Here is a 13,816-nt window from a genome sequence, read left to right as displayed (position 1 = left end):
GGATTGACCCATGAGACCTTTCTGGCTGGAACAGGCGCTGGCGGCCGAGTCCTGCGCGCCATGCGAACCCTTGGCGGGCGACACCCGCGCCGATGTCTGCATCGTCGGCGGTGGCTACACCGGGTTGTGGACGGCGATCATGCTCAAGCAACAGAACCCCGAACTGGATGTGCTGCTGATCGAAGCCGATATCTGCGGCGCCGGCGCCAGTGGCAACGTGTTTTATGGTTTCGGATACTCCGGCAGCGGGGTTGGCCCGTGTCATATGGGTGGGCAGATTCTCGCCTCGATGGTTCAAGGGCTGGACAATGCCTGGACCCGTTCGCCTCTGGTCAACGGCCCGTTGGGCTTGTTTCCGCCGGAACCGATTCGTTACCTTGGCTCATTGATGGTGCGCAAGGCCATCCGCCGCAAGGAGCGCGCCGAAGATCATGGGCATCGGCCGCGGCATCTGGATGTGCGTCTGGCGAAATTCGCGGCGGCGGCAGGCAAGGCCGACAAGGGCTGAGTCAGGGCGATGGGTCCGAGCGATTGACCAGCCAATCGAGCAGCAAATCGCTATCGCGGCGTGGCTCGGGATCAGGCCGGGTGCGCGGGTGATGGCCCATGCCGATACACAGCACCGGTCGGTCCGGGTCACTGTCGAGAAAACTGATCAGCACGTCGCTGCCGGCCTTTGGCAGGCTGGACGCATCAATCCGACCGTCCGGCGCTGCAAAGGCCACCGGTAACCAGATACCCACAGATTCAAGCGGATCCGCTTGCGCGGTTGGCCACAGCCTGACTTGTATTCGACCTTGATCATCCAGCGCCGGCGGTTGCCCGGCAGGGCCCAGTACCTGGGCGGGCTGGTAACCCGGGATGCTCGGCCTGGTCTGTTTGAGTGCCGGCCTGAATACCGTTGACCAGGGAATGGCGGTGAACTGATTGCGGTAATGACCGACAGTGACCGGTTTGTCGGTGGCAAGAATCGAAGGTTGTTGCCCTTGATGTCGGGTTTCGGTGAGCAGCCACTGATCGTTGAAATTCGCCAGTGGATGTTCTGACACTTGCACGATCCGTGCACTGCGCAGTGCGCTCTGGTTGCTTTGACCGTGGATCTGCAGGTACTGGCAACGCAGACGTTCCAGTTGTCGTCGGCTCAACTGATCGTGATGGATGTGCTCGGGCGCGGGGCGGACCATGACCGGCAATGGTTTGCTGAACGCGTGGTTGGCCGCGCCATCGTCGGGTTTATGCGAGCCACGGTTCCTGGCCTCCAGTCGTGAGGGAATGGGCGGCGAGTCATGGCGTTGGAACAACTCACTGATCGTCGGCCCGTCACTGTCTTCGGGCGCGTTGCCCTGGAATGGCGTAAGGACGGGGTCCTGGGGGAAGCTCAGGCTGTCATCTGCCAGGACCAGCACATGCCCTTCGCGCTGATGTTCGAAGTGATAGTGAATGCCTTCTTCTTCGCACAGCCGTTGCAGTAATGCCAGGTCGCTCTCCTCGTACTGAATGCAAAAAGGCCGGACGGGATAGTGTCCGCTGGATAATTCGAAGCGATAGCTCGCCTCGGGCACATCATGTTCCTCCAGCAGTTGGCGCAGGATCATCGGTACGCTGAGGTGATGAAAGACCCGGCGTGAACGCTGCCGGTCGAGCCATTGAAGGTAGGGCACCAGCACCAGTTTGTAGCCGATCCGGTGTGGGCCGCGATGCTCGCGACTGGCACTGTGAAGTACGCCATGAATACCCTGGCCCTCCATCAGGCTGAGGAACACCGGTTGTTGCAGCAGTCGGTCGAGGTTCATGGCCGGTGCGAGGCCGATCACTTCGATGTCGAATCGATAGGGCTGGTTGAGGGCTTCTCGACCACTGAACTGCAACACCTGCAAACTCAAATCGCCGTCGAGAAGTGTCAGGGTGAAGGGGCTTTCCTTGTCGTTGTGCATCGAACGCGCTTCTGCCATGGAATTCGGGCGCAGAGGGTACGAAACCATAGCCCTTTATAGTCACCGCAAATCGAAGTTTCAGAATCGCCCTACAACTGACGGTGAAGATGTCGATTGGTCATGCGGGTCAACAGGGTGGATTTTTTGGTCGATTGCCAACTTTAGGGCGTATAAACTTGCGCCCATGCGTCGGCCAATAGATGTCTCGGCGCCACAGATCAAGAGAGTGAGTAATGGGCGCACAGTGGAAGGTTAAACACAAAGAAGCGGCATCTAACGCCAAGGGCAAGATCTTCGGCAAACTGGTAAAAGAAATCACCATTGCTGCGCGTAACGGTGCCGATGTCGCTACCAACGCACATCTGCGGCTGGTGGTTGAACAGGCTAAAAAAGCCTCGATGCCCAAGGAAACCCTGGATCGCGCGATCAAGAAAGGCGCGGGCCTGTTGGGTGAAACCGTGCAATACCATCGCGTGACCTATGAAGGCTTCGCACCGCATCAGGTGCCGCTGATCGTTGAATGCGTGACCGACAACATCAACCGCACCGTCGCTGAAATCCGCGTTGCGTTCCGCAAGGGCCAATTGGGCGCTTCCGGTTCGGTAGCGTGGGACTTCAACCATGTCGGCATGATCGAGGCGTCCCCGGACAGCCCGGACGCCGATCCGGAAATGGCCGCTATCGAAGCCGGCGCCCAGGATTTCGAGGCGGGTGACGAAGAGGGCACGACCCTGTTCCTGACCGAGCCTGCGGACCTGGACGCCGTGCAGAAAGCCCTGCCCGAGCAAGGGTTCACCGTGTTGTCGGCCAAGCTGGGCTATCAGCCGAAAAACCCGGTCAGCGGTCTGAGCGATGAGCAGATGGCTGAAGTCGAGGCCTTCCTCGAAGGCCTCGATAACCACGATGACGTGCAGGACATGTTTGTCGGGTTGGCGGGGTAATTTGATTTTTCAGTGATACCGCTATCGCGAGCAGGCTCGCTCCCACAATTGACCAAGTTGTCTGTAAGGACGCGATCTAATGTGGGAGCGGGCTTGCTCGCGAATGACCGCGCAGCGGTCACCGATTTTCCAGTACTCGTACAATCTCCGCGAACCCCGGTCGCTCCAGCACCTGCGGCTGACAGCAGCGCTGCTGCAATTGCTCCAGATGCACACGACCTTCATCGCTCAGCCCCGAGTCGATCCGCTCCAGCAATTCCCCCAGCAAAATCCCGAACGCTCGCACTTCTATCCGTTGTAGCGCACGGCTTTCAAGGCTGTCCGAGATGGCATGGAAAGACGCGGCGCCAAAATCCCCCAACAGGCAATCACCGTGCTCGTTCCACAAAATGTTGTGGCCGTAGAGGTCGCCGTGGGTGATGCCATGCTGGTGCAAATGTTCGGCTGCCGAGGCGATGCCAGCGGCGATGCGCAATGCCACGCCAGCGCTGAGCCGGGTGCCGTTGGCGTAAACGTCGCGGGTGCATGACGCCAGGCTCGGCAGGCCGGCCAGATTGCGATAGCTCGGATCGATCAATTGCATCACCAGCCCGGCCTGGGCTTCTGGATGCGCGAAGATGCGGCCTTTAACCCGGATCAGGTTGGGGTGACTACCGGCGGTGATGCAGGCGTTCATCTCGTGCAACGGCGAGCCATCGCTGGTCATTTCGCCCTTGTAGAGCTTGACGGCGACCGCTGTGGCCGGGTGGTTCGGTCGATCCCAAACAGCCTGATGAATCACCCCTGACGCGCCTTCGCCCAGTTGCTGCTCCAGACGCAGTTCAGACCACGGAATGCGGGGTGTGGCTTCGAGGGCAGCCGCATCGGCTTCGGTCTCCAGCGGGTTGCCGGCGTACGCCAGCCAGCTCAGGCTGGGCAGGGTCAGCAACCACTCGGGCAACTCGCTCAACTGATTGGCGGCGATGCGGATCAGTTCGAGTCGATGGCAATGCCGCAAGCTCTGTGGCAAACCTTGCAAGCGGTTGCCGGCAAGCATGAGTTTTTGCAGGTGCGGGCGTTCACCCAGTTCGGCCGGCAGCTCAGTGATGCAGTTATCGGTCAGGATCAGCCAGCGCAGCAACGGTGGCAGGGCCGCGCCTGGCACGCGCTCGATACGATTGCCCTTGAAGCCGACCATCGTCAGTGCGGCGCATTGGCCCAGGCAGTCGGGCAGTTCGGTGAACAGATTGTCCGAGCAGAACAACACGCGCAAACGGGTCAGGCGGTGCAAGTCGCCCGGCAGGCTGCTCAAGGCATTGCCGCTGAGGTCGAGGACTTCCAGCGAGTCCGCCAGGTCGAAGATTTCTCGCGGAAACTCCGTCAGGCCATCGGTGATGTCCAGGCGGGTAACGCCCGACAGTTGGCCGGCGCGTAGTTGGGCAAGGGTATCCATGAACAGATTCACTATTGATCGAGAGGAGGGCGCGCAGGCCCGGAAGCGGGCGACATGATACCGGCAAATGTGGGGTGGCTGTTAAACCGCTATGGCGAGCAGGCTCGCTCCCACACTGAGGTTGTGTTGTACACCGATCCAATGTGGGAGCGGGCTTGCTCGCGAAGGCGGTGTGTCATTCACCATTCGGTTGCCTGACCTTACGCATTCGCGGGCAAGCCCGCTCCCACAGGGTTTTCTGTGTTGCCTCGGGTTAGCGCTCGATACTGCGATTCCACCGCGCATTCCACGCTGGGCGCTGTTCGTTGACCTGATCCCAATCGATCGCAATGGCAGTGGCCAGGTACTGTTTCATCGCTTCGACCTGGCCACGAGTCTTGTCGGTGGTCGGGGTATTCGGGTTGGACGGGATCTGGTCACCGTCTTCAAGCGCGGCGGCCTGGGCTTCAGGCGTCAGCAAGAAAGCGGCGAGTTTCTGTGCCAATTCCGGCTGAGTGTTGTTGGCGATGGCACATTCGGCCACGTTGAGCACCACGGCGCCTTCCTTCGGCTGCGCATACTCCACCGGCATGCCCTTGAGTTTCAGCGCGGTGACCTGGGTCGGCGTCAACGGGAACAACGCTGCTTCGTCGGTCTGAAGCATTTCAGAAATCTTCGCCGAGCTCGGAATGTACTCCAGCACATTGCGCCCGACGGTGTTCGGCCACGCCTTGAAGCCTGGCTCGACGTCGGTTTCGCTGCCGCCCTGAATCCGGTTGAACATCAGGAAACCGTGCAGGCCAAAGGTCGAAGACGCCATCGACTGGAACACCAGTTTGTCCTTGAAGCGCGGGTCGGCCATGTCCATCCACGAGGTCGGTGCGGACCAGCCTTTCTCCTTGAACAGCCGCGTGTTGTACGCCAACCCGGTCACGCCGAGGCTGACTGCCACGGCTTGATCCTTGATGCGACCCTTGGCCGGAATCTGCGCCAGCGGTGCGCTGTCTTCAAGTTTGTCGCACAGCCCCATGGCGATGGCGCGGTACATGATGCCGTCGTCGAGGAACATCACGTGCATCTGCGGGTTGCCTTTGCTGGCCTGGACCTTGGCCAGAATATCGGCGGAGGTGCCGGGCACGATCACCACTTTGACGTTGTTGGCCTTCTCGAAAACCGGCAGCACCTTGTCGGCGTAGAGCCGCTCCATGGTCCCGCCGTTCATGCCCAGGTAAAGCGTCGGTTCGGCCTGGGCCTGGGTGGCGGCGAGCAGAGCGCCCAGGCAGGAGATACCGAGCAGTGCAGTGCGTTTGACGTTATTCATTAGCGCGACCTTCCTCTATCAAGCAACGGAGATGGAGTGAAACCGGGTGATGGAAAACGCATCCAGCGACGTTTTTGAGGCGCCGCTGCAGATGATTTCGGTGAGCGCCTGGCCCACCGCGGGGCCGATCTGAAAGCCCGCACCGGCAAAGCCGAATGCGTGCAACAGACCGGGTTGAGTGCCGCTGTGGCCGATCACCGGTTGGCGATCGGGCAGGTAACCTTCGGTGCCGCTCCAGGTGCGAATCGCCTGGGCGCCTTCAAGAAACGGATAAAGCTCGACCGCCTGACGCAGGATCTCGATCACGGCGTTCTGGCCCGGCCGGGCGCGGGCGCCGTCGAGGGCAAAACCCTGACCGCCACCCAACACGCAATTGCCGCGCGCGACCTGACGGGCATAGATACCGCCGCCCTCGACCCCGGTGCTGGCATTCATCACCAGCGGCAACGGTTCGGTGACCAGCATCGCCGGGTGCCCGGCGTGCATCGGCACCGCCTCACCGAACTGTGATGCCAGGCTGCCGGCCCAGGCTCCGGCGCAGTTCAAAAGCCAGGGCGCGTGCAGGTCGAGACCGGTTTGCGTGCTGATACGAAAACCTTGGCCGTCGTGTTCCACCGCCGTCACCGCGCATTGTTCATGGACCTGCGCGCCATGTCGCCGCGCCGCCCGGGCAAACGCCGGGGACACCAGTCGTGGGTTGGCGTGACCGTCATCGGGGCAAAACGAAGCACCGACCGCCACCTCGCCGACCCACGGAAAACGTGCGTGTAATTCACTGCGATCGAGTACCTGCAAGTCGAGGCCAAAACCCCGACTGCTGGCGGCATAGTCTTGCAAGGCGTGTAGATCGTTGAGGCTGCGGGCCAGTTTCAGGTGACCGCTGCGCTGATACTCACCGTCGATGCCAATCAGCTGCGGCAGTTGTCCCCAGATGTCGTGGGCCCGCTGCGACAGTGGCAGTTGCGAGAGTGGTCGCCCCTGGCGCCGCACGCCGCCGTAGTTCACGCCGCTGGAATGCGAGCCACAGAAGTCCCGCTCCAGTAGCGCCACGCGACGCCCGGCCTTGCTCAGAAACAGCGCGGCGGAGGCGCCGACAATTCCGCCGCCAATGATGACGGCATCGACTTCGATCATGACTCGACCTCCAGACCAAACGGCAGGGGTTTGATGGGGGCTTGTGCCCTCAGGCGACCAATGTCGGAGATGGCGCGCTGGCTTTCGCAGGCAATGATTTCCGCTGCGGCGGCGCCGCACATCCGTCCCTGGCAGCGGCCCATGCCGATCCGGCAATGCGCCTTGACCCGGTTGATCTCCCAATGACCCTCGCGCACAACCTGGCGGATGTCGCCAGCGCGCACTTCTTCGCAGCGGCAGATCATCACTTCATTCGGGGCATCGGCGGCCCAATGTTCGGGAAAGACGAAGGCTCGCTCCAGACCTTGGCGGAAGGTATCGATCCGTCCCAGCGCCTGCTCCAATTGCGCCCCACGTTGCGGCGGGATCAGGTAACCGATGTCTTCGAGCAACGCCAGGGCCGCGCGCTCGCCGGCCATTTCCGCCGCGTCAGCGCCCATGATGCCGGCGCCGTCACCGGCCAGGTAAACCTCGGCGACACTGCTGCGACCGGCGCTGTCACGTTGCGGCAGCCAGGCGCGGTTGAGCGGGTTCCAGGCGAATTCACAGCCGAGCAGGTCGGCGAGTTGGGTTTCACTGCGCAGGCCGTGGGCGAAGGCGACGGCGTCGCATTCCAGATGCTGATCGCCCTTGGCGTTGCGCCAGGTCAGCGATTGCACACGCTGTTCGCCGTTGATGCCTGAGAGGCTGGCGCCCTGATGCACCGGGATGCCGTGGGCGGTCAACCAACTGCGGTAATAGATGCCTTTGGCCAGGGTGGCCGGTTGCGAGAGCAGGCCGGGCAAGGCGCGGGCCTGAGCGCTGAACGGCGAGCTGTCGAGCACCGCGACCACCTTGGCGCCGGCCTTGGCGTATTGATACGCCACCAGGTACAGCAACGGGCCGCTGCCAGCGAACACCACGCGCTCACCGATGGCGCAGCCTTGAAACTTGAGGGCGATCTGCGCCGCGCCGAGGCTGTAAACCCCGGGAAGGGTCCAGCCTGGCACCGGCAGAATCCGGTCGGTGGCGCCCGTGGCGACAATCACGCGGGAGAACGCCAACCGCGCGGCGCGGCCTTCATGCAAGGTGTCGAGCGCGCCATCCTCGGCGTTCCACACCAACGTCTCGGGACGGTAATCGAGTTGCTCGCGCAGCGCGTCAATCGTCCGATGCAGCGCGTTGGCCTTGCCGGCTTCGAAGCCATACAGCTTGACCGGCGAACGCTTGAAGTTTGCCGGTTGGCGCCGATAAATCTGCCCGCCACCGCGTGCTGCTTCGTCCAGCAGCACCGGGCGAAGTCCATGCGCAACCAGCGTCTGCGCTGCCCGAATGCCGGCCGGACCGGCACCAATGATGACCACCGAATTCATACCCACCTCATGTGTGAGCGACGCAGATCCCTTGTGGGAGCGAGCCTGCTCGCGATGACGGCGGTACATTCAACATTAATGCTGGCTGACAGATTGCTATCGCGAGCAGGCTCGCTCCCACAGGGGATCCGGTTTCGGCAGATTGAAAAGGTGTTCATAGGGAGCGTCCTGGTTCGCGACTGATCTGCTGTCCGGCTTCGAGCAGCGTCGAGCAGGCGCGCACGCGTCGGCCATCGCCCAGTCGAACCCAGCAATCCTGACAGGCACCCATCATGCAAAACCCGGCACGGGGTTCGGCGCTGAAGTCACTGCCGCGCAAGTGTTCGCTGCAGGTCAGCACCGCCGTCAGCAAAGTGTCGCCGAGCAGGCCGGTGGCCGGCGTGCCGTCGAGGGTAAAGTCCAGGGCCGGGCGGTCGCCTTCGGCCAGTCGTTTCAGCAGAGCCATGGCGCCCTCATTGTTTGCCCACCAGAACCCGATCGAGGCCGTAGACCCGGTCGAGCAAAATCATCGTCAACGCGGTCAACCCAATCACCAGTGCCGACACCGCCGCCATCATCGGATCGATGGATTCGGTGGCGTACACGTACATCCGCACCGGCAAGGTTTGCGTGGCCGGCGAGGTGACGAAAATCGACAGCGTGACCTCATCGAAACTGTTGATGAACGCCAGCAGCCAGCCACCGGCGACCCCCGGCAGAATCATCGGCAAGGTGATTTCCCGGAACAGCGTGAAGCGCCCGGCACCGAGCGATTGCGCGGCGTGTTCGGCACTGCGATCCAGGCCGATGGCCGACGCCAACACCAGTCGCAGCACGTACGGTGTGATCACTAGCACGTGGGCGAAGATCAACCAGGCGAAGCTACCGTTGACCCCCATCAGCGCAAACAACCGCAGCAACGCCACACCCAGCACCAAGTGCGGAATGATGATCGGCGACAGGAACAGACCGTTGAGAAAGTCGCGGCCGGGAAACTCAAAGCGGGTGATCGCCAGCGCCGCCGGCACCGCAATCAGCGTCGCCAGACTGGCCGCGCAAAACGCCAGGATCAGGCTGTTGTAGAACGCATCGACAAAGTCAGCACGCTCGAATACCGCGCGGAACCAGCGCAGGGAAAACTCGGTGGTCGGCAGGCTCAGGGTGTTTTCCGGGGTGAAGGCCACGAGGCAGACCACCACCAGCGGCGCCAGCATGAACAGCACCACCAGGGTATGGAACAGCAGGGCGAAAGGACCGTTCTTGGACATGACGAGTTATCCCAATGACTTCTTGTAGCGGCCTTCGATCATCCGGTTCCACGACAGCATGATCAGCAGGTTGAGCAACAGCAGCGCCACGGCGATGGCCGCGCCCATCGGCCAGTTGAGCTCCGACAGGTACTGGTCGTAGATCAGCGTGGCGACCATTTTTATCCGGCGTCCGCCGAGCAGGCCGGGAATCGCGAAGGAGCTGGCGGCGAGGCCGAACACGATCAAGGTGCCGGAGAGCACGCCGGGCATGATCTGCGGCAGCACCACTTGGCGCATCACGGTGAAGTGGCTGGCACCGAGGGACATCGCGGCCTGCTCGGCGGCCGGGTCGAGTTTTTGCAGCGAGGTCCAGACCGGAATGATCATGAACGGCAGCATCACGTGGACCAACGCAATCACCACCGCGAACGGCGTGTAGAGCAGCTTCATCGGCGAGCCGCCAAAGGCTTGCAGGGTCTGGTTGACCAGTCCGTCGGCACCCAGCAACAGGCTCCAGCCGAAGGCGCGCACCACCACCGAAATCAGCAGCGGGGTGAGGATCAGAATCAGGAAGATCGAGCGCCACGGCGCGCCCATGCGGCTGAGGATGTAAGCCTCGGGCACGCCGATCACCACGCAGAGCAGGGTGGTCAGGGCGCTGATCCACATCGTGCGCAGAAAGATTTCGTAGAAGTACGGATCGCCCAGCAAGCTGCTGTAGTGATCAAGGGTGTAGGCGTCGCCGTTGATCCCCGAGCTGTAGTCGAAGACGTTGAACGACAGGACCAAGGTCAGCAGCAGCGGGATAACCAGCAGGCCGAGGTACAAGGCCAGGGCCGGTGCCGACAGCCAGTAACCCTGGCGTCCGTGGCGAATGGCGACAAGCGTACTCATGCCGGCACCTCGTCGACGGTCAGCACCCGCAGCAACGTTGCGTCCCAATCGAGCCCGACTGCCGTGCCTTCAGTCAGCGGTGCCGAACCGTCGTTGCGGCGCACCACGCTGAGTTCGCCCAAGGTTGTCGATACGCCGTACAACCATTGGCTGCCGAGAAAGAAGCGGCTGACGATGTTGCCTTGCAGGCGGCCCTGGCCTTTGTCCCGCAGATCGATTTTTTCCGGGCGCAGGCTGAGGATCAATTCGCCGCCACTGCGGACCTGGACCACACCGGCGCCATCACGCTCGCCCGGCAGCAGATTGGCCTTGCCGACGAACCCGGAAATGAACTCGGTGCGCGGGTGTTCGTAGAGGGTGTAGGGCGCGTCGATCTGGGTGATGCGCCCGGCCTGCATCACCACCACCCGGTCGCTGATGGACAGCGCTTCGGACTGGTCATGGGTGACCATCAGCGTGGTGATCCCGACTTCGCGCTGGATGCGGCGGATCTCGTACTGCATCTCTTCGCGCAGGTTGGCGTCGAGGTTGGACAGCGGCTCATCGAGCAGCAGCACCGGCGGCTCGATCACCAAAGCTCGAGCCAACGCAACACGCTGACGCTGGCCGCCGGAAAGCTCTCGCGGATAACGCTCGGCATGCTGGTTGAGGCGCACCAGTTTCAGCACTCGATCCACTCGCTGCTGCAACTCGGCACCGGCCACTTTGCGCATGCGCAGGCCGAAGGCGACGTTGTCTTTCACGGTCATGTGCGGGAACAGCGCGTAACTCTGGAACACCACGCCCAAACCACGGCTGGCGGGTTTGGCGTGGGTGATGTCGCGACCGTCCAGCACAATGCGTCCGCTGCTGACTTCGACGAAGCCGGCGATCATTTGCAGAGTGGTGGTTTTACCGCAGCCGGAGGGGCCGAGCAGCGAGACGAACTCGCCTTTCTCGACCGAGAGGTTGGTGGCCACGACGGCGTCGATCTCACCGTAGCGTTTGCCGAGTCCTTCAAGTTGCACAAAAGCCATAACTGCGCTCCACCTGAGATTGTTATGCATCGCCCGAAGGCGCGCTTTTTTGTATGGGCAGATACGAAAAGGTCTTGCGGGGTGCGTTGGCGCTCGACTTCTGTCGGCTGCCGCTGTTGTTCGAATCGCCCCTGTCTGGACGCAGAGTAGGACGAAGAATAGGATTGGCTCAATGGCCTATTTCACTGAGACGATGACTATTTTCAGTTTCATTCGGTGAGTAAATTAATACTCGAGAAAACCCATGACAGATTCCATTGAGCGGAATGAAAGCAAAAGTGATGTCGGTGTCGGCGCGGTATCCAGACTGTTTGCCGTGCTGCGCAGTCTGGGTGACACCGTCGAGGGCGGGGAGCGGGTGACGCAACTGGCCCAGCGCATTGGCTTGTCACAACCGACCACGCACCGATTGCTGCGTAGTTTGATGGATGAAGGGATGGTCGAGCAGGATGCGCGCAGCAAACGCTATCGCTTGAGTCTGGAGTTTTTTGCCCTGGCGGCCCGTGCCGGGAACACCGGAAACCTGCGCGAACTGGTGCGTCCGGCGTTGCTGCGGCTGTCGGCGTCGTTGGGGGATTCGTTGTTCTTGCTGGCGCGCAGTGGTTTTGATGCGATTTGCCTGGATCGCAGCGAAGGGCCGTTTCCGATCCGCACCTTTACCGGTGACATCGGCGGGCGGGTGGCGCTGGGCGTGGGGCAGGGCAGCCTGGCGATTCTGGCGTTCCTGCCGGAAGAAGAGCGCGACACGGTGATTCACTACAACTTGCCGAGGCTCAAGGATTTCCACCTGTACGACGAGGTGTTCCTGCGCTCGGAAGTCGAGAACGTGCGCAAGCTCGGTTATGCCGGGCGCAACACCGGCGTGTTGCAGGGCATGGCCGGGGTGGCGGTGCCGATTCTGGATCGTGAAGGGCGGGCGGTCGCGGCACTGAGCGTGGCGACCGTGAGTGATCGGCTGGGGCCGGATCGATTGCCGACGGTGGTGGAAATGCTCAAGCGCGAAGCGGCGCTGATCGGACCGCGGATCAATCCGTTCGACCCGTTGCTGCGTAGGCCTTCGCAAGTGTTCGGGCAGGGCTGAAACCGCCACAACTCCCCTGTGGGAGCGGGCTTGCTCGCGAAAGCGGAGTGTCAGGCGACATTGATTTATCTGACACACCGCATTCGCGAGCAAGCCCGCTCCCACATTTGATTGGTGGTGTGGTCAGAACTGGACGGTTTTCTTGAGCATCTGCGCCGCCGGCGTATCCGTCGGGCTGACCATCGCATAGTTGTACCCGCCCCCCGACCAGTACTCGGCCTGCAACTCGCCATCGCTGCGACTGCCCCTCGGCAACAGGTAGTTTTTCGGTCCTGGTGGGCGGACGTAGAAACTGACTTTATGGCCGCTTTGATCCTCGTAAACCACCATCGCTGCTGGCCCTTGCTCGGTGCTGAGCAAGCGTCCGCTGACCGGTTTGAAACCGGTGCCCGAGAGGTCAGGCAAGCGATTGGACTGAGTGAAATAGCGGTCGAGCCAACCCTGCATATCACCGTCGTCGCTGACTGTGTAATCGGCCGGCAGGATGCCTTGCTGGGCAATCAGTCGGTAGGCCTGCAGGGCATCGGTCATCGGCAGTTGGGCACTGACGAGCGTCATCTCCCGGGCTTGCCAGCCGCTGAATCCGCCGACGCTGACCGCGATCAGCAACACGGCGGCACTGGCCAGGTGACGGCGAGATTGTCGTTTGAGGCGTTGGCGAATCCGCGCCGGGTCGAGGTCCGGATTGGCCGGTTGCTGCAGGGCACCGCTCAATGCCGCGCGCAATTGCTGGGCGTCCTGCTGCCAGGCACGCACTTGTGCAGCCACCTCCGCGTTGCTGGCCAGAAAAGTCTCCACCAGACGTCGGTCGGCCTCGCTGAGTTGCTGGTCGACGTAGGCGTGCAGGTCACGCTCGCTTGGGGGCATGCTGATCATTTGAGTCTCCGCAGGGAAGGGCGGGTGATTTCGCCGTCGCTCAACTGGCGCAAGGCCTGGCGGGCACGGGACAGGCGGGACATCACAGTGCCGGTGGGGACGTCGAGAATCTCGGCGACCTCTTTATAACTCAAGCCTTCGACCGAGACCCAGAGCAGCAGGGCGCGTTGTTCGGTGGTGAGTTGATCGAAGGCTTTCAGGGTTGATTGGGCGATCACGGTGCGCTCCACCGACGGCTGTGAGTCGTCACGCCCGGTAAAGAATTCGAGCATCCGCGCATAACGCCGGGAGCGCCGGTGAGCATCGAGAAACTGTCGATACAGAATCGAAAACAGCCAGGCGCGCAAGTCGCCCTCGGGGCGTTTGTCGCCCCAACTCGACAGCGCGCGCTCAAGGCAAGACTGCACCAGGTCGTCGGCGCTGCTGGGATTGCGCGTCAACGACACGGCAAACCGGCGCAATCTGGGAATGATTTCTCTCAGCTGTTCGTCGATATCGTTCATGAAGTTCTGGCTAGTCACTACGCTGTGGACTAGGAAGACGCCCGGCAGTCGAGGTTATTCCACGCCTGAAAAAATAAATACGGCGCGATGGAATAAACCGCTGTGGGGTTCGTCTGCTTGATCC

General features: G+C 61.9%; 13 protein-coding genes and 2 pseudogenes. 4 read left to right on the top strand and 11 right to left on the bottom strand.

Features of this window, described 5'->3' with window-relative positions:
* Window positions 1-10 precede the first annotated feature (10 nt).
* Both PFAS1_RS30270 and PFAS1_RS30265 read left to right on the top strand, forming a co-directional pair.
* Window positions 11-160 (top strand): annotated as a pseudogene (locus PFAS1_RS30270) (FAD-dependent oxidoreductase); the annotation flags it as partial.
* 54 nt (window positions 161-214) lie between these two features.
* Window positions 215-508, top strand: a pseudogene (locus PFAS1_RS30265) (FAD-dependent oxidoreductase); the annotation flags it as partial.
* 1 nt (window position 509) lies between these two features.
* Here PFAS1_RS30265 and PFAS1_RS02020 read toward each other — a convergent pair.
* A complete protein-coding gene (locus tag PFAS1_RS02020; RefSeq protein WP_076028012.1) occupies window positions 510-1,934 on the bottom strand; it encodes a type VI secretion system Vgr family protein in 1,425 nt (474 codons plus the stop codon).
* A gap of 233 nt (window positions 1,935-2,167) precedes the next feature.
* Here PFAS1_RS02020 and PFAS1_RS02015 point away from each other — a divergent pair, with 233 nt between their 5' ends.
* Window positions 2,168-2,875: a YebC/PmpR family DNA-binding transcriptional regulator gene (locus tag PFAS1_RS02015; RefSeq protein ID WP_074878420.1), complete on the top strand. Its 708-nt coding sequence runs from the start codon at window positions 2,168-2,170 to the stop codon at window positions 2,873-2,875.
* A 118-nt stretch (window positions 2,876-2,993) separates the two neighbouring features.
* On the opposite strand, the gene PFAS1_RS02010 is transcribed toward PFAS1_RS02015, so the two are convergent.
* From PFAS1_RS02010 to PFAS1_RS01975, 8 genes are all read right to left on the bottom strand, one after another.
* Window positions 2,994-4,307 carry a leucine-rich repeat-containing protein kinase family protein gene (locus PFAS1_RS02010; protein ID WP_076028011.1) on the bottom strand — a complete coding sequence of 438 codons (1,314 nt, stop codon included), beginning with the start codon at window positions 4,305-4,307 and terminating at the stop codon, window positions 2,994-2,996.
* Between the two features lie 253 nt (window positions 4,308-4,560).
* On the bottom strand, window positions 4,561-5,607 hold the full coding sequence (locus tag PFAS1_RS02005) for an ABC transporter substrate-binding protein (RefSeq protein ID WP_076028010.1): 1,047 nt from the start codon (window positions 5,605-5,607) through the stop codon (window positions 4,561-4,563).
* An 18-nt stretch (window positions 5,608-5,625) separates the two neighbouring features.
* Window positions 5,626-6,741, bottom strand: a complete 1,116-nt coding sequence (locus PFAS1_RS02000) for an NAD(P)/FAD-dependent oxidoreductase (RefSeq protein WP_076028009.1) — start codon at window positions 6,739-6,741, stop codon at window positions 5,626-5,628.
* Complete coding sequence (locus PFAS1_RS01995) at window positions 6,738-8,093, bottom strand: FAD/NAD(P)-dependent oxidoreductase (RefSeq protein WP_076028008.1); 1,356 nt, start codon at window positions 8,091-8,093, stop codon at window positions 6,738-6,740. The genes PFAS1_RS02000 and PFAS1_RS01995 overlap by 4 nt, the downstream gene beginning before the upstream one ends.
* Before the next feature lie 154 nt (window positions 8,094-8,247).
* On the bottom strand, window positions 8,248-8,538 hold the full coding sequence (locus tag PFAS1_RS01990; RefSeq protein ID WP_008148449.1) for a (2Fe-2S)-binding protein: 291 nt from the start codon (window positions 8,536-8,538) through the stop codon (window positions 8,248-8,250).
* A gap of 7 nt (window positions 8,539-8,545) precedes the next feature.
* Window positions 8,546-9,340 carry an ABC transporter permease gene (locus PFAS1_RS01985; RefSeq protein ID WP_008148452.1) on the bottom strand — a complete coding sequence of 265 codons (795 nt, stop codon included), beginning with the start codon at window positions 9,338-9,340 and terminating at the stop codon, window positions 8,546-8,548.
* A gap of 6 nt (window positions 9,341-9,346) precedes the next feature.
* Window positions 9,347-10,216, bottom strand: a complete 870-nt coding sequence (locus tag PFAS1_RS01980) for an ABC transporter permease (protein WP_074878410.1) — start codon at window positions 10,214-10,216, stop codon at window positions 9,347-9,349.
* Entirely contained in the window at window positions 10,213-11,232 is a 1,020-nt protein-coding gene (locus PFAS1_RS01975) for an ABC transporter ATP-binding protein (protein WP_076028007.1), read from the bottom strand. Before PFAS1_RS01975 ends, PFAS1_RS01980 begins: the two co-directional genes overlap by 4 nt.
* 244 nt (window positions 11,233-11,476) lie before the next feature.
* Here PFAS1_RS01975 and PFAS1_RS01970 point away from each other — a divergent pair, with 244 nt between their 5' ends.
* On the top strand, window positions 11,477-12,313 hold the full coding sequence (locus PFAS1_RS01970) for an IclR family transcriptional regulator (RefSeq protein WP_008148459.1): 837 nt from the start codon (window positions 11,477-11,479) through the stop codon (window positions 12,311-12,313).
* A 123-nt stretch (window positions 12,314-12,436) separates the two neighbouring features.
* Here PFAS1_RS01970 and PFAS1_RS01965 read toward each other — a convergent pair whose 3' ends face one another.
* Window positions 12,437-13,189, bottom strand: coding sequence for an anti-sigma factor family protein (locus tag PFAS1_RS01965; protein ID WP_076028006.1), 753 nt, complete (start codon window positions 13,187-13,189; stop codon window positions 12,437-12,439).
* Window positions 13,186-13,692, bottom strand: a complete 507-nt coding sequence (locus PFAS1_RS01960) for an RNA polymerase sigma factor (protein ID WP_076028005.1) — start codon at window positions 13,690-13,692, stop codon at window positions 13,186-13,188. Before PFAS1_RS01960 ends, PFAS1_RS01965 begins: the two co-directional genes overlap by 4 nt.
* Window positions 13,693-13,816 lie beyond the last annotated feature (124 nt).

This window comes from Pseudomonas frederiksbergensis (assembly GCF_001952935.1).
Lineage (GTDB): Bacteria > Pseudomonadota > Gammaproteobacteria > Pseudomonadales > Pseudomonadaceae > Aquipseudomonas > Aquipseudomonas frederiksbergensis.
The sequence above is the reverse complement of the archived record's forward strand: the minus strand, read 5'-3'. Positions and strand labels throughout refer to the sequence as shown.